The 16,425-nt window shown below is 34.0% G+C and carries 20 protein-coding genes; all 20 read left to right on the forward strand.

Annotated elements, in window-relative coordinates; translation table 11 throughout:
* The first annotated feature begins 54 nt into the window (after positions 1 to 54).
* The 20 genes from LQ677_RS06705 to atpA all read left to right on the forward strand — a co-directional run bounded on the left by LQ677_RS06705 (position 55) and on the right by atpA (position 16,414).
* Positions 55 to 384 (forward strand): winged helix-turn-helix transcriptional regulator, encoded by a 330-nt coding sequence (locus LQ677_RS06705; RefSeq protein ID WP_025904464.1) that lies wholly within the window; start codon positions 55 to 57, stop codon positions 382 to 384.
* Between the two features lie 170 nt (positions 385 to 554).
* A complete protein-coding gene (locus LQ677_RS06710) occupies positions 555 to 1,985 on the forward strand; it encodes an aldehyde dehydrogenase family protein (protein WP_107576517.1) in 1,431 nt (476 codons plus the stop codon).
* Between the two features lie 215 nt (positions 1,986 to 2,200).
* Positions 2,201 to 3,517: a transcription termination factor Rho gene (rho, locus tag LQ677_RS06715; RefSeq protein ID WP_025904466.1), complete on the forward strand. Its 1,317-nt coding sequence runs from the start codon at positions 2,201 to 2,203 to the stop codon at positions 3,515 to 3,517.
* A 109-nt stretch (positions 3,518 to 3,626) separates the two neighbouring features.
* Positions 3,627 to 3,881: a type B 50S ribosomal protein L31 gene (locus tag LQ677_RS06720; RefSeq protein ID WP_025904467.1), complete on the forward strand. Its 255-nt coding sequence runs from the start codon at positions 3,627 to 3,629 to the stop codon at positions 3,879 to 3,881.
* Positions 3,882 to 3,999: 118 nt separating this feature from the next.
* The gene (locus tag LQ677_RS06725) at positions 4,000 to 4,599 is read left to right on the forward strand and encodes a thymidine kinase (RefSeq protein ID WP_025904468.1); all 600 of its coding nucleotides are present in this window, start codon (positions 4,000 to 4,002) and stop codon (positions 4,597 to 4,599) included.
* A complete protein-coding gene (gene prfA / locus LQ677_RS06730) occupies positions 4,592 to 5,668 on the forward strand; it encodes a peptide chain release factor 1 (protein WP_037589786.1) in 1,077 nt (358 codons plus the stop codon). Before LQ677_RS06725 ends, prfA begins: the two co-directional genes overlap by 8 nt.
* The gene (gene prmC / locus LQ677_RS06735; RefSeq protein ID WP_239748191.1) at positions 5,655 to 6,509 is read left to right on the forward strand and encodes a peptide chain release factor N(5)-glutamine methyltransferase; all 855 of its coding nucleotides are present in this window, start codon (positions 5,655 to 5,657) and stop codon (positions 6,507 to 6,509) included. Before prfA ends, prmC begins: the two co-directional genes overlap by 14 nt.
* A 90-nt stretch (positions 6,510 to 6,599) precedes the next feature.
* Positions 6,600 to 7,646 carry an L-threonylcarbamoyladenylate synthase gene (locus tag LQ677_RS06740; RefSeq protein WP_239748192.1) on the forward strand — a complete coding sequence of 349 codons (1,047 nt, stop codon included), beginning with the start codon at positions 6,600 to 6,602 and terminating at the stop codon, positions 7,644 to 7,646.
* On the forward strand, positions 7,643 to 8,059 hold the full coding sequence (locus LQ677_RS06745; RefSeq protein ID WP_239748193.1) for a low molecular weight protein arginine phosphatase: 417 nt from the start codon (positions 7,643 to 7,645) through the stop codon (positions 8,057 to 8,059). The genes LQ677_RS06740 and LQ677_RS06745 overlap by 4 nt, the downstream gene beginning before the upstream one ends.
* An 86-nt stretch (positions 8,060 to 8,145) precedes the next feature.
* Complete coding sequence (gene rpiB, locus LQ677_RS06750) at positions 8,146 to 8,583, forward strand: ribose 5-phosphate isomerase B (protein ID WP_204188458.1); 438 nt, start codon at positions 8,146 to 8,148, stop codon at positions 8,581 to 8,583.
* Positions 8,580 to 9,104: a TIGR01440 family protein gene (locus tag LQ677_RS06755; protein WP_048540920.1), complete on the forward strand. Its 525-nt coding sequence runs from the start codon at positions 8,580 to 8,582 to the stop codon at positions 9,102 to 9,104. Before rpiB ends, LQ677_RS06755 begins: the two co-directional genes overlap by 4 nt.
* 24 nt (positions 9,105 to 9,128) lie before the next feature.
* The gene (locus LQ677_RS06760) at positions 9,129 to 10,370 is read left to right on the forward strand and encodes a serine hydroxymethyltransferase (protein WP_239748194.1); all 1,242 of its coding nucleotides are present in this window, start codon (positions 9,129 to 9,131) and stop codon (positions 10,368 to 10,370) included.
* Positions 10,371 to 10,392: 22 nt separating this feature from the next.
* Positions 10,393 to 11,022 (forward strand): uracil phosphoribosyltransferase, encoded by a 630-nt coding sequence (gene upp, locus LQ677_RS06765; RefSeq protein ID WP_025904476.1) that lies wholly within the window; start codon positions 10,393 to 10,395, stop codon positions 11,020 to 11,022.
* Between the two features lie 22 nt (positions 11,023 to 11,044).
* Positions 11,045 to 12,181, forward strand: a complete 1,137-nt coding sequence (gene wecB, locus LQ677_RS06770; protein WP_037589782.1) for a non-hydrolyzing UDP-N-acetylglucosamine 2-epimerase — start codon at positions 11,045 to 11,047, stop codon at positions 12,179 to 12,181.
* A gap of 162 nt (positions 12,182 to 12,343) precedes the next feature.
* A complete protein-coding gene (locus LQ677_RS06775; RefSeq protein ID WP_025904478.1) occupies positions 12,344 to 12,694 on the forward strand; it encodes an ATP synthase subunit I in 351 nt (116 codons plus the stop codon).
* Between the two features lie 30 nt (positions 12,695 to 12,724).
* On the forward strand, positions 12,725 to 13,447 hold the full coding sequence (gene atpB / locus LQ677_RS06780) for a F0F1 ATP synthase subunit A (protein ID WP_025904479.1): 723 nt from the start codon (positions 12,725 to 12,727) through the stop codon (positions 13,445 to 13,447).
* Positions 13,448 to 13,499: 52 nt separating this feature from the next.
* Entirely contained in the window at positions 13,500 to 13,718 is a 219-nt protein-coding gene (gene atpE / locus LQ677_RS06785; RefSeq protein ID WP_016998905.1) for a F0F1 ATP synthase subunit C, read from the forward strand.
* 99 nt (positions 13,719 to 13,817) lie between these two features.
* Entirely contained in the window at positions 13,818 to 14,342 is a 525-nt protein-coding gene (locus LQ677_RS06790) for a F0F1 ATP synthase subunit B (protein WP_048540915.1), read from the forward strand.
* Positions 14,342 to 14,881 carry a F0F1 ATP synthase subunit delta gene (locus LQ677_RS06795; protein WP_239748195.1) on the forward strand — a complete coding sequence of 180 codons (540 nt, stop codon included), beginning with the start codon at positions 14,342 to 14,344 and terminating at the stop codon, positions 14,879 to 14,881. Before LQ677_RS06790 ends, LQ677_RS06795 begins: the two co-directional genes overlap by 1 nt.
* Positions 14,882 to 14,899: 18 nt before the next feature.
* Complete coding sequence (gene atpA, locus LQ677_RS06800) at positions 14,900 to 16,414, forward strand: F0F1 ATP synthase subunit alpha (protein WP_025904482.1); 1,515 nt, start codon at positions 14,900 to 14,902, stop codon at positions 16,412 to 16,414.
* Positions 16,415 to 16,425 lie beyond the last annotated feature (11 nt).

Below are 16,425 nucleotides of genomic sequence, written 5' to 3' on the forward strand. Positions count from 1 at the left end.
TTTGTATATAAAGTGTAGTATAATGGCAATATAGAAGTTAAAGAGGTGAGTAACATGGAAGTATGTCCTTATTTGGAAGAAACTTTTAAAGTAATAGGACGCAGTTGGAATGGTTTAATACTTAATTATTTATCACGTTGTGATGAACGTTCGGCTCACTTTTCTGATATGAAAAGAGACTTAAGACGTATTACACCTAGAGCATTATCTCTTAAATTAACTGAATTAAGTGATTGGGGATTAGTTGAGAAGAAAGTTGTTACAACAACGCCTCTATCAGTTGAATATCATTTAACAACTAAAGGATACGAATTAGCACAAGCGCTTGTACCATTAGAAGAGTGGGCGCAAAAAAATGTGGAATTGCAAGAGAATCATTCCTAAACAAATTGAATATTATAAAGTACCCGTCAATGCGATGAAACCTATTTCGTTGGCGGGTATTTTATTTGTTTGAAATTTAAAATATTCAATTCTCAAACAGATTATTTTAATTATGACTATCATCCATACTATAATAACCAATGTAACAAATATAAAGGAGTAGATAATTCATGAGACAAGATATCAAGCAATATATAAATGGCGAATGGGTTGAAAGTCATAGTGGACAAACATTAGATGTTATTAACCCTGCTACAGAAGAAGTAATGGGTAAAATTGCTGCAGGTAACAAACAAGATGTTGATGACGCTGTAGCTGCCGCTAAAAAAGTGTACGTGAAATTTAGAAATACTTCTTTAGAAGAAAGAAAAGCTTTATTAGAACGAATTGCAGATGAATATGAAAATAGAAAAGAAGATTTAATAGATGTAATGACGGATGAGCTTGGCTCACCAATTGAAAAATCAGAATCTGTTCATTATCAAATGGGCTTAAATCATTTTAGAGAAGCAAGTAAAGCGATCGATTCAATTCAATTTGAAGAACGTCGTGGTGATGATTTAGTTATTAAAGAAGCTATCGGTGTTTCTGGATTAGTAACACCATGGAACTTCCCAACTAACCAAACATCATTAAAATTAGCTGGTGCATTTGCTGCAGGTTCACCTGTAGTCTTAAAACCATCTGAAGAAACACCATTTGCAGCGATTATTTTAGCTGAAATATTTGAAAAAGCTGGCGTGCCTAAAGGTGTGTTCAACTTAGTAAATGGTGATGGCCAAAGTGTTGGTGATCCATTAAGTTCACATCCTGATGTACGTATGATGTCATTTACGGGTTCAGGACCAACTGGTAGAAAAATTATGGAAAACTCAGCTAAAGACTTCAAAAAAGTATCATTAGAGCTAGGTGGAAAATCACCATTAGTAGTGTTAGATGACGTTGATATCGAAGAAGCAGCTAAAGGTGCAGTTGCTAAATTCGTACAAAATACTGGTCAAGTTTGTACAGCAGGTACACGTACATTAGTACCAGAAAGTATTAAAGATGAATTTATCGCAGCAGCTAAAAAAGCAATTGAAAATGTTAAAGTTGGTAATCCTAGAGAAGCTGGCCAAGATGCTGGTCCAGTTGTATCTAAAAAACAATTTGATACAGTTCAAAGCTACATTCAAAAAGGTATCGATGAAGGTGCAACATTATTACATGGTGGTGTTGGTAAACCAGACGGTCTTGAAAAAGGTTACTTCGTTAAACCAACATTATTTACTGATGTAACAAATGATATGACAATTGCTCAAGAAGAAATCTTTGGTCCAGTAGGTACAATTATTACTTATAAAGACTTAGATGAAGCAATTGAAATTGCTAATGATACAATTTATGGTTTAGCAGCATATGTATATGGTAAAGATACAGAACGTGTAAGAGAAGTTGCTAAAGCGTTAGAAGCAGGTACTGTGGAAATTAATGATGCAGGTAGAAAACCTAATTTACCATTCGGTGGTTATAAACAATCAGGTATTGGTAGAGAATGGGGCGACTACGGAATTGAAGAATTCTTAGAAATTAAAGCAATTCCAGGTTATTTTAAAGAATAGTAAAAATACAAAATACAATATATTTTTAAGACTGAAACATTTCGATGTTTCAGTCTTTTTATATGATAGTTATAATTGAATAAAAAAGTGAAATATTTTAACATAATTTATATATAACTTATTTTGTCATCTTCATAAAAAAATGCTATAGTTTAAAGGCAGATTATAAATCTGATAAAAATGAATGAGATTTTTAAGAAATGGGTGTCATAAATATGGCTGAAAGAGTTAGAACAAGTCCTCAGTATGAATCGTTTCACGAATTATACAAGAACTATACAACTAAAGAATTAACATCAAAGGCAAAAGAACTAAGAATAACAAATTATAGTAAATTAAATAAAAAAGAACTTGTCTTAGCAATTATGGAAGCTCAAATGGAAAAAGACGGCAACTATTATATGGAAGGTATCTTAGATGATATTCAACCTGATGGTTATGGCTTTTTACGTACTGTTAACTATTCTAAAGGTGAAAAAGATATTTATATATCTGCTAGCCAAATTAGACGCTTTGAAATTAAAAAAGGTGACAAAGTAACTGGTAAAGTTAGAAAACCTAAAGAAAATGAAAAGTATTATGGATTGTTACAAGTTGACTTTGTAAATGATCAAAATGCAGAAGAAGTTAAAAAAAGACCACACTTTCAAGCGTTAACTCCTCTATACCCACAACAACGTATCCAATTAGAAACTACAAGTAAAAATTATTCAACTAGAATCATGGATTTAATTACGCCAATAGGTCTAGGACAGCGTGGAATGATTGTAGCACCACCTAAAGCTGGTAAGACATCATTACTTAAAGAAATTGCAAATGCTATCGCAATTAACCAACCAAAAGCGAAATTATTTGTATTATTAATTGGGGAACGTCCAGAAGAAGTAACGGATATTGAACGTTCTGTTGAACAAGCTGAAGTCGTTAACTCAACTTTTGATGAGCCGCCAGAACATCATGTTAAAGTGGCTGAATTATTACTTGAAAGAGCTAAACGTCTTGTTGAAATCGGTGAAGACGTCATTATCTTAATGGATTCATTAACAAGATTAGCTAGAGCATATAACTTAGTTGTACCACCAAGTGGTAGAACATTATCAGGTGGTTTAGATCCAGCATCACTTCATAGACCTAAACATTTCTTCGGAGCTGCTAGAAATATTGAAGCGGGTGGAAGTTTAACAATATTAGCGACTGCATTAGTTGAAACAGGTTCTCGTATGGACGATATGATTTATGAAGAATTTAAAGGTACAGGTAATATGGAACTTCATTTAGATCGTAAATTGTCTGAGAAGAGAGTATTCCCTGCAATTGATATTAGAAGAAGTTCAACACGTAAAGAAGAATTGCTATTAGATAAAGAAGAACTTGAAATGATTTGGCAACTACGTAATTTATTTACTGATTCAAATGATTTCTCTGAAAGATTTATTAGAAAGTTAAAACGCACGGATTCTAATGAAGAATTCTTTGAAGTCTTAAGAAAATCTATGGTCGATAGTGCCAAGACTGGTAAACCGATTATATAAATTTAAGGTTGCATTTTAATTCTTCAACATATATAATATGTAAGTATTGAGTGAATAAGTCACAAATAAACTCTGTTCCAGATGGTTCAGGGCAAAGGAGCTGAAAAAAATGAAACAAGGAATTCATCCAGAGTATAATAAAGTTATCTTTTTAGATACAACTACAGACTTCAAATTCTTAAGTGGTTCAACACGTACTTCAAATGAAACTATGGAATGGGAAGATGGAAACGAATACCCAGTTATCCGTTTAGATATCTCTTCAGATTCACATCCATTCTATACAGGACGTCAAAAATTCGCATCTGCGGATGGTCGTGTGGAACGCTTCAACAAAAAATTTGGTTTCAAATCAAACAACTAATTATGAAGCGAATCAAGCATCCTTTTATAAAGGGTGCTTTTTTTTGTAAAAATTAATAAATAAGTAAAAATAATATGATATAATTAAGCGATTATGTTGAAAAAGGTGGATAAGTAATATGTACGAAAATTACCATTCCGGATGGATAGAATGTATTTGCGGAAGTATGTTTAGTGGTAAGTCAGAAGAGCTTATTAGACGTCTGAGAAGAGGTTTATATGCGAAACAAAATGTAAAAGTATTTAAGCCATCTATTGATAATCGATATAGTGAAGAAGCTGTAGTATCTCATAATGGAAATCAGCTTGATGCAATCAGCATAGAACATTCTAGTCAAATATTAAAATATGATTTACAAGGCATCGATATTATTGGAATAGATGAAGTCCAATTTTTTGATAATGAAATCGTAAGCGTAGCACAAAAGTTAGCAGAAGAAGGCTATCGTGTTGTTGTAGCTGGATTAGATATGGACTTTAAAGGTGTGCCATTTGAACCAATGCCTGAAATGATGGCAGTTGCAGAAATTGTAACAAAATTACAAGCGGTATGTGCAGTATGTGGATCTCCATCAAGTCGAACGCAAAGACTTATAAATGGTGAACCAGCACATATTGATGACCCGATTATATTAGTTGGTGCAGACGAAAGTTATGAACCAAGATGTAGAGATCATCATATAATTAGAACTGAAATAAGGAGTGATATAAATGTTTGATCAATTAGAAATTGTTGAAAATAGATATGAACAATTAAATGAATTACTTAGTGATCCAGATGTCGTTTCGGATACAGACAAGCTAAGAAAATATTCAAAAGAACAATCTGACTTACAAAAGACAGTTGATGTATATAGAACTTATAAATCAGTTAAAGGTGACATTGAAGATGCGAAATTAATGTTAAACGAAACAACAGATAAAGAAGAACAAGATATGTTGAAAGAAGAAATTAACAGTCTTACTAAACGTGTACCTGAATTAGAATCTGAATTGAAATTCCTACTTATTCCTAAAGACCCTAACGATGATAAGAACGTTATTATGGAAATTCGTGGCGCAGCAGGTGGAGATGAAGCAGCTATTTTCGCAGGTGACTTATTCAGAATGTATTCAAGATTTGCTGAAGCACATGGCTACAAAATTGACGTCGTTGAAGAGAATATTAGTGACCATGGTGGCTATAAAGAAGTCAGCTTTTCAATTCAAGGAAACGGTGCATTCAGTAAACTTAAATATGAAAACGGCGCACACCGTGTACAACGTGTACCAGAAACTGAATCAGGCGGACGTATTCATACTTCTACAGCAACAGTTGCAGTATTACCTGAAGCTGAAGATGTTGAAATTGATATTAGAACTGAAGATTTAAAAATCGAAACTTACCGTTCTAGTGGTTCTGGTGGTCAGCACGTCAATACGACAGACTCAGCTGTACGTATCACGCATTTACCAACTGGTATTGTTGCGACATCATCTGAAAAATCTCAAATTAAGAACCGTGAAAAAGCATTTAAAGTATTGAAAGCCAGAGTTTACGATATGATGGTTCAAGAAGAAAATGCTAAATACGCTGAAAAAAGAAAGTCTGCTGTTGGTACAGGAGATCGTTCAGAAAGAATTAGAACGTATAACTATCCTCAAAACAGAGTAACTGACCATCGTATTGGATTAACTTTACAAAAGTTAGATCAAATTATGGAAGGTAAAGTTGACGAAATTATCGATGCATTAACGTTGCATGAACAAACGGAAAAATTGGAAGAATTAAATAATGGCCAATTATAATTTTCAACAGTTACTAAATGAAACTTATGATGGATTATCAGCACGAGGGTTTGAAACCTCTCGTGCTGATTGGTTATTAGAGGATATTTCAGGCATGTCTAGAACGCAAATTGCCATGAATTTAAATCAAAATGTACCTGATAATATTTTAGATGCTTACTTAAAAAGTAGAGAACGTATGTATGAAGGTGAGCCTGTACAATATATTGCAGGTTTTGCAGAATTTTATGGTAGAAAGTTCAAAGTGAACCAACATGTATTAATACCTAGACCTGAAACAGAAGAACTTGTCTATCAAACATTACAAATGATTCAGAACGAGCAAGTAGTCGTATGTGACATAGGAACGGGGACAGGAGCTATCGCAATTACACTGAAAAAAGAGCGACCTGATTTATCTGTTATCGCAACTGATATTAGTGAAGAAGCATTATTAATCGCCGAAACAAATGCATCGACACTTGAAGCACCGGTAGAATTTTTAAAAGGTAAATCTTTAGAACCACTAATTAAAGAAAATATTAAAGTGGATGTACTCGTCTCCAATCCACCGTACATTTCATATGCAGAACAAAAAGAAATGTCTGATACAGTCTTAAATTATGAACCACATTTAGCTTTATTTGCAGAAGATGATGGCTTAGCGATCTATAAAGATATTATTCTAAATTTAGAACACGTTATGTCGGATAATGGACTCGTCATTTTTGAAATTGGCCATTTACAAGGTGAACTATTAAAAGACTTTATTGAAACCCATTTGAATGTTGAAGATGTAAAAATCATTCAAGATATAAATCAAAACAATCGTATGATACAATTTAATTGGAATAATCAATAGAAGTTATGCACATTTAACGGGAGTTATCCACGTTGTGTGGATAACTTTTGTTTTAATACAATAAATGCTTTAAAGAAGGGAAGAAATGCATTGGAAACAAATGTTTGGGATGTGCGCAAGTATGTTCATAACTTACAAAGTTATCCACAAATCGATGAGATTATTGCAGGATATCATCAAAATAAATTGATTGCTTTACCAACTGAAACGGTATATGGATTAGGCGCTAATGCAAAAGATGAAGAAGCGGTTAAAGAAATATATGTAGCAAAAGGTAGACCGTCTGATAATCCACTTATCGTACATATACATGATAAATCTCAATTAAATGACTTCACCCAAAATATATCTCAAGAAACTGAAATTTTAATGGATGCTTTTTGGCCAGGACCAATTTCATTTATTGTTCCTTACAAGTCAGGATTTTTAAGTGATCGCGTTACCGGTGGATTACAATCTGTTGCTGTACGCATGCCAAGTCATCATGTTGGTAGAGCAGTTCTACAATTAACGGATTTACCAATTGCGGCTCCAAGTGCAAACATTAGTGGACGTCCTTCGCCAACTAAATTTGAACATGTTAAACATGACTTGGATGAAAGAATATATGGCATCATTCAAGCAGAAGATATTGATGAAGGCATAGAAAGTACTGTATTAGATTGTACAAGTTATCCATTTAAAATTGCACGACCTGGTTCTATAACAATAGAGATGATTAATAAAGTTCTGCCAAACAGTGTCATTAACGAAAAGTTAGATTTGGAAAAACCAATTGCACCAGGTATGAAATATAAACATTATGCACCTTCGCAACCTGTAACATTAATAGAAGGTGGTATTACAAAACAAATGAGTTTGTCAGATAATACTTCTAAAAAGATAGCAGTAATAGGTCCTAAAAGTATTGAGCCATTAATCTCAGAACAAATGACTTTTATACCGCTTGGTAGAGATATTGCAGATATTAAAGGTGCTCATCATGATCTGTATGATGCTTTGCGAATAGCAGATCAACTCACAAATATTGATGAAATTTATATAAGTGGCTACGAAAGAAATGACGATACAATCGCATTAATGAATAGAATTGATAAAGCAAGTGGTCACAATATTAAAGGAGAAGATGAATTGTGAAAATAGTTTTTGTATGTACAGGCAACACTTGTAGAAGTCCTTTGGCTGAAGCGATAGCCAAAGATATTAAACCTGAATATAATATTCAATCTAGAGGCATTTCAGCTTTTGATGGGACACCAATATCTCCGCAATCAATGGAAATCATCTTTAAAAATGATTTGCCAATACCTGATACTGCTAAACAATTTTCTGAACAAGATTTAGATGCTGACATTATCTTAACTATGACTGAATCTCATAAAATAATTCTAGAATCGCAATTTACACATCACAACATTCATTCAATAAAACAATACGTAAGAGGCGAAAAAGGAGATGTTTCAGATCCCTTTGGGCAGTCACAAATCATTTATCAAAATACTTACGAAGAACTTCGAGCACTAATTGAAGATTTATTACAAAGTAATTAAGAATTCAAATAATTTGCAGAATTGCTATAACAGACATAGAAAATAAGTTATAATATTATAGTATAAACAAATTGGGAGGTGGGAAGATGAAAGTAGCTATTGCAGCAGACCATGGTGGCTATGAATACAAAGAAGCAATCAAACAATTACTTGATGAAATGAACATTGAATATAAAGATTTTGGTACACATAAAGGTGAGTCGGTAGATTATCCAGATTATGCAAGACCAGTATCTGAAAGTGTTGCTGATGGAACGTTTGATAAAGGAATTTTGATTTGTGGAACTGGAATTGGTATGTCTATCGCTTCAAATAAAGTAAAGGGGATTCGTTGTGCACTTGTGCATGATGTTTTTACTGCTGAAGTGACGAGACAACATAACGATTCTAATGTATTAGCAATGGGCCAACGTGTTATAGGTGAAGGTTTAGCACTTCTCATCGTCAAGACTTGGTTGACAAGTGAATTCGAAGGCGGTAGGCACCAAAGACGTATAGACAAGATTGAAGGCGGTTATTCATGAAAGAAGATTTAAAACAATTGTTGAATGAACTAAAGTCTATTGATTTTTTTAACAATCAAGAACTATGCATCATTGGGTGTTCAACTTCAGAAGTTAAAGGTTCAAAGATAGGTTCAGATGGTTCGATTGATGTTGCTAAGGTTATATATGAAAGTCTTGATTTTATACATAAAGAGACAGGTGTTCACTTTGCGTTTCAAGGTTGCGAACATATTAACCGAGCTATAACAATCGAGCGAGAAATATTTGATCCTTATACAATGACTGAAGTTTCTGTTGTACCACAAGCCAATGCTGGAGGTAGTTTGTCAACTTATGCATATCAACACATGAAAGACCCAATAGTTGTTGAACACATTCAATGCGATAAAGGTATTGATATTGGTCAGACACTAATTGGTATGCATTTAAAGCACGTCGCAGTACCTGTATCAATTGAAACTAAGCGCATTGGAGAAGCTATTGTTACAATAGCTAAGAGTCGTCCTAAATTAATAGGCGGCGAAAGAGCAAAGTATTAAATTCTTAAAAGTGAGGGATTGTACATGTCATTAATTAAAAAGCAAGACGAAGAACTTTTCAAAGCAATGAAAAAAGAGTTTGATAGACAAAATAATAATATCGAACTTATAGCATCAGAGAACTTTGTTTCTGAAACAGTAATGGAAGCACAAGGTTCTGTATTAACTAACAAATATGCAGAAGGTTACCCAGGTCGTCGTTATTATGGTGGCTGTGAATACGTTGATATCGTTGAAGATTTAGCGCGTGATAGAGCTAAACAACTTTTCGGTGGAGAACACGTAAATGTACAACCTCATTCAGGATCACAAGCAAATATGGCTGTATATTTTGTAGCTTTAGAACCGGGTGATACTGTACTTGGAATGAACTTAAGTCATGGTGGACATTTAACTCATGGAGCAAAAGTTAACTTCAGTGGTAAGTTATACAACTTTGTAGAGTATGGTGTTTCTGAAGAAAATGAACAAATTGACTATGAAGAAATCTTGAGAGTTGCAAAAGAAGCACAACCTAAATTAATCGTAGCAGGTGCTTCAGCTTATCCAAGACAAATTGATTTTAAGAAATTCAAAGAAATAGCAGATGAAGTTGGCGCTAAATTAATGGTTGATATGGCTCATATCGCTGGTTTAGTTGCAGCAGGTTTACATCAAAACCCTGTAGATTATGCAGACTTTGTAACAACGACAACACACAAAACATTAAGAGGACCAAGAGGCGGTATGATTTTCTGTAAAGAAGAATATGCTAAAGAAATTGATAAAACAATTTTCCCTGGTATTCAAGGTGGTCCATTAATGCATGTTATCGCTGGTAAGGCAGTTTCATTTGGTGAAGCATTACAACCAGAATTTAAGGAATATCAAAAACAAGTAATTAAGAATGCTCAAAAATTAGCAGCAACTCTAGAAGACGAAGGTTTAAGAATTGTATCAGGCGGTACTGATAATCATCTTATCTGTGTAGATGTTAAAGGTTCTCTTGGCATTACTGGTAAATTAGCTGAGAATGCTTTAGATGAAGTTGGTATTACATGTAACAAGAACACAATTCCATTTGATCAAGAAAAACCTTTCGTAACAAGTGGTATTCGTTTAGGTACACCAGCAGTAACATCTCGCGGATTTGATGAGGAAGCAGTTGAAGAAGTAGGTAGAATAATAGCACTTGTGCTTAAAAATCCAGAAGATGAACAAACATTAAAAGAAGCACATGAAAGCGTATTATCACTAACTTCTAAGTTTCCACTTTACAACAAATAAATATTTATTGGAGGCTAGACTTATGGGTAAAGTACACGTTTTTGATCATCCATTAATTCAGCATAAGTTGAGTTATATTCGTGATCGTAAAACTGGCACTAAAGAGTTTAGAGAGCTTGTCGATGAAGTCGGTATGCTTATGGCGTATGAAGTTACGAGAGATTTTGAAACACAAGATGTTGAAATCGAAACACCCGTAACTAAAATGAACGCTCAAAGATTATCTGGTAAGAAATTAGCACTTATTCCTATTTTACGTGCTGGCCTTGGAATGACAGATGGTATTATGAAACTCGTTCCAGCTGCTAGAGTAGGACATGTAGGGTTATATCGTGATCCAGAAACTTTAGAAGCGGTAGAATATTTTGTGAAATTACCACAAGATATTGAAGAAAGAGAAATTATTGTAGTAGATCCTATGCTTGCTACAGGTGCATCAGCAATCGAAGCGATTCAATCATTGAAGAATCGTGGAGCAAATAAAATACGTTTTATGGGCTTAATTGCTGCACCTGAAGGGGTTAAAGCATTACAAGAAGCACATGAAGACGTAGATATTTATATTGCTGCATTAGACGAAAAATTAGATGACCATGCATACATTACACCTGGTTTAGGTGATGCAGGTGATCGATTATTTGGCACTAAATAGATAATAGGAGGATTTTATTACAATGAAGAAAATTATGACGATATTTGGTACGCGACCTGAAGCTATTAAAATGGCACCTTTAGTTTTAGAATTAAAAAATGATCCGGAGTTACAACCAATTGTTGTAGTAACAGCACAACATAGAGAAATGCTAGACTCAGTTCTAGAAACATTTGATATTACACCAGATTATGATTTAAATATTATGAAACAAGGGCAAACACTTTCAGAAGTAACATCAAGAGTATTAGGTGGACTTGAAAGTGTTATTCAAGAAGCTAAGCCAGATATGATATTGGTACATGGAGATACAACAACTACTTTTGCAGGCAGTTTAGCAGCATTCTACAATGAAGTTGCAATTGGCCATGTAGAAGCAGGGTTAAGAACTTGGAATAAATATTCTCCATTCCCAGAAGAAATGAATCGACAAATGACGGGGGTCCTTGCTGATTTACACTTCTCACCAACTGATCAGTCTAAACATAATTTACTTCAGGAAAATAAAAAAGACGAATCTATTGTTGTGACAGGTAATACAGCTATAGATGCGTTATCAACTACTGTAACTGACGATTATGAAAGTGAAATTATTAAACGTCACGAAGGTAAACGCATCGTGCTATTAACTGCGCATAGACGTGAAAACATTGGTAAACCGATGGAGAACATTTTTAAAGCTGTGAGACAAATTGTTGAAGAGCATGAAGATGTTGTTGTCGTTTATCCAATGCACAAAAATCCTAAGGTTAGAGAAATTGCTAACCAAATATTGAGTGATCATGATCGTATAGAATTGATTGAACCTTTAGAAGTAATAGATTTCCATAACTTTGCAGCTAATTCTCACTTGATCTTAACAGATTCAGGTGGTGTTCAAGAAGAAGCACCTTCATTAGGTAAACCAGTACTTGTCTTAAGAGATACGACTGAGAGACCTGAAGGCGTTGAAGCTGGAACATTAAAACTTGTAGGTGTAGAAGAAGAGAACATCTATAACGAAACTAAAGCGTTATTAAATGATCAATCATTATATGAAAAAATGAGTATCGCTCAAAACCCTTATGGGGATGGTCTCGCTTCTAAGAGAATATGTGAAAATATTAAATATTATTTTGATATTCTGAAAGAAGCACCGGAACCATTTAGAACAAAATAATTAAAGTGGTGGTTTGTGTCAATTCTGTGACAAAAAAATGACAAAAATTTGTTTTCTATTTTTGTCATAGCATTGACACTATAAGTCCACTATATTATCATGAAAATTGTGTGATGAAACGGTTTTCAAAGATATGCCACTTATCTAAGGAGTTTCAGCTGAATGTTTGATATAAAGGGCTTTTTTAAGTCTTATTTACAGTATTTTATTTTCTTTATTATTATTCTAGTTGTAGTGTATTTCTTCTTGAAACATGAGTTCGTTTTAGGACTTATTATTGGAACAATAGCATCAGCTGTTAACTTGTTTTCATGGGAAGTTTACCTCAATCGAGCTAAAAATGCTGAATCATTACAATTATCAACAGGAAACTGGGTCAGATATCTTGTGACAATCGTTGCTTGCTGTTTTTGGCTTAAATATCCACTAATCGTTGATATTATCGGGATTTTATTTGGTTTGATGATAGCATATGTATTAATTATGTTTAAATCACTGAAAAGTCTCGATTAAATAATTAAAATTGTGAAAAGAGGTGAAGATATGGAACACGAATCACCTATGTGGTCCATCAATTTGGGAGGATTTGATTTAGTATTCAATCTTTCAAGTATGTTAATGTTGTTAGTTTCTGCAGTTATCGTCTTTGTAATAGCTGTTGTCTGTACTAGGAATCTAAAAATTAGACCTACTGGTAAACAGAACTTTATTGAATGGGTATTTGACTTTGTAAAAGGTATTATCCAAAGCAATATGGCATGGAAAGACGGAGGAAGATTTCACTTCTTGGCGGTTACACTTATATTCTTCATATTTGTATCAAATATGCTAGGATTACCGTTCTCAATTGTTGTAGGACATACACTATGGTGGAAATCACCTACAGCAGATCCAACAGTAACATTAACGTTAGCAACATTGATGGTTCTTTTAACACATTACTATGGTGTTAAAATGCGTGGTACTGGCGCGTACTTGAAATCATTTGTACAACCAGTAGCATTTATGGTGCCATTCAAAATTGTTGAAGAATTTGCTTCAACATTAACGCTTGGTCTACGTTTATACGGTAATATATTCGCAGGTGAAGTATTACTTGGTTTATTAGCAACATTAGCAGCTGGAGGCGTTTTAGGCGCGTTCGGAGCAGTTTTACCAGCGATAGTATGGCAAGGATTCTCAATATTTATTGGTTCAATTCAGGCTTACATATTCGTAATGTTATCAATGGTTTATATGTCCCATAAAGTGGCAGACGATCATTAATATATAATTTAAAAAAACAATTAATATTTTTATTTCTAGGAGGAAAATTATAATGAGTTTAGGTGTATTAGCAGCAGCAATCGCGATTGGTTTAGCAGCATTAGGAGCAGGTATCGGTAACGGTCTTATCGTATCAAGAACAGTAGAAGGTGTTGCACGTCAACCAGAAGCACGTGGTCCATTAATGACAATCATGTTTATCGGTGTTGGTTTAGTTGAAGCCCTTCCTATCATTGCAGTAGTAGTAGCATTCATGGTAATGAATCGATAAGCTAAAATATTTTTAGAACAGGCGGAGTCTATCTAAAAAGGATTTCGCCATTCATTTATGAGATGTTATTCATCTTTAATTGCAGTGAAAGGAGTGTAGTTGGCAGTGGATCAAAACGTATTAGTTTTAGGAGCAGCAGGTGGCGGTGTCGAATGGGGAACAGTCTTATTTACATTGATCACATTTATTATCCTGCTTGCCTTATTAAAAAAGTTTGCTTGGGGACCATTAAAATCAATTATGGATGAGCGTGAGAACGCTATTAATAAAGATATTGATGATGCTCATGAAGCAAAAGTAAACGCTAAGAAATTAGAAGAAGAAAATAGAAATCTATTAAGAAAAACTCAAGAAGAAGTACAAACAATTCTTGATGATGCTAAACATCAAGCTAAAGTACAACAAGAGCAAATTATTAATGATGCAAATGTTAAAGCAAATGGCTTAGTACAATCAGCTCAAGCAGAAATTCAACAAGAGAAACAAAGAGCTATTGCAGATATTAATAATAGAGTTTCAGAACTTTCTGTATTAATTGCTTCTAAAGTAATCAATAAAGAAATCTCTGAACAAGATCAAAAAGACCTTGTTGAAAAATACATTAAAGAGGCAGGGGATAAATAATGGCGAATATTAGTCAGAAATATGCCCAAGCCTTATATGATGTAGCTGAAGCGCAAGATTTAACAGACAGCGTCTTAGATGAACTTACTCAAGTATCAGAAAGTGTTAAAGAACAAATTAGTGATTTAAAAGCAATTGATAACAATCCTAAATTAGCAAAAAACGACAGACAACAATTTGTTGACAATGTATTTAAAGGTGCTTCTAAACCTTTGTTAAACACATTATACCTACTTGCTAATAACAGTAAATTGTCACTAATTCCAGAAATTCATAAAGATTTTAGCAAAATATACAATCAGGTACATAGCCAAGATTTAATGAAAGTTGAATCTGTGTATCCTTTATCTAATGAAGAATTAGACGAAATTGGTAAAGCATTTATTAAAAGAACAGGTTTGAAAAAACTTATTTTAGAAAATCAAGTTAATGATTCTTTAATTGGTGGTATTCGTGTTTCCATAGGTACAAAAGTATACGATGGTTCCATTCAGAATGACTTAAATCAATTAGCAAAATCATTTCAACAAATGAAATAATATTAAGGAGTGACATAGATGGCCATTAAAGCTGAAGAAATCAGTGCTTTATTACGCTCTCAAATTGAAAACTATGAGTCAGAAATGTCAGTTACCGATGTTGGTACAGTTATCCAAGTCGGCGATGGTATTGCATTAGCTCATGGTTTAAATGACGTTATGGCTGGCGAACTATTAGAGTTCCATACTGGCGTTTTAGGGTTAGCACAAAACTTAGAAGAAAATAATGTAGGTATCGTAATTTTAGGACCTGCAGAAGGTATTAAAGAAGGCGACGAAGTTAAAAGAACTGGTCGTATTATGGAAGTACCTGTAGGGGAAGAATTAATTGGTCGTGTTGTAAATCCATTAGGTCAACCATTGGATGGACAAGGTCCAATCAATACATCTAAGACTCGTCCTGTAGAATCACCTGCAACAGGTGTTATGGATCGTAAATCAGTTGATGAACCATTACAAACTGGTATTAAAGCGATTGACGCATTAGTACCTATTGGACGTGGACAACGTGAGTTAATCATCGGTGACCGTCAAACTGGTAAAACAACAGTTGCGATTGATACAATTCTAAACCAAAAAGACGAAGATATGATTTGTATCTACGTTGCGATTGGTCAAAAAGAATCTACAGTTCGTACAGCGGTAGAAACTTTACGTAGACATGGTGCTTTAGATTATACAATCGTTGTATCTGCGTCAGCAGCTCAACCAGCGCCATTATTATACATTGCACCTTATGCTGGTGTAAGTATGGCTGAAGAATTCATGTTTAACGGTAAACATGTATTAATCGTTTATGATGATTTAACAAAACAAGCAGCAGCTTACCGTGAGTTATCATTATTACTTCGTCGTCCGCCAGGTCGTGAAGCTTACCCAGGTGACGTATTCTACTTACACAGTCGTTTATTAGAACGTGCTGCTAAATTAAATGATGACTTAGGTGGCGGTTCTATTACTGCATTACCATTTGTTGAAACTCAAGCAGGGGACATCTCAGCATACGTTCCAACAAACGTTATTTCAATTACTGACGGACAAATATTCTTACAATCAGACTTATTCTTCTCTGGTGTAAGACCTGCGATCAACGCTGGTTTATCTGTATCACGTGTAGGTGGTTCAGCTCAAATTAAAGCGATGAAAAAAGTAGCAGGTACATTACGTTTAGATTTAGCATCATACCGTGAGTTAGAATCATTCGCTCAATTTGGTTCAGATTTAGACCAAGCTACGAAAGCTAAATTAGAACGTGGTAAACGTACAGTAGAAGTACTTAAACAAGATCAAAACAAACCATTGACTGTAGATCGTCAAGTTGTTATTTTATATGCTTTAACTAAAGGTCATTTAGATGATATCCCAGTTGAAGATATTACACGATTCGAAGATGAATTCTTAAATTGGATTGATGCAAATGCAAGCGATCTATTTAAAGAAATTCGTGAAACAAAACAATTACCATCTGATGATAAATTTGTTTCAGCAATCGATGCATTCAAAAAAGTATTTAATAAATCTCATGTAGAGTAATATTAAGCTTT

Source organism: Mammaliicoccus sp. Q-M61, assembly GCF_022386055.1.
GTDB lineage: Bacteria > Bacillota > Bacilli > Staphylococcales > Staphylococcaceae > Mammaliicoccus > Mammaliicoccus sciuri_A.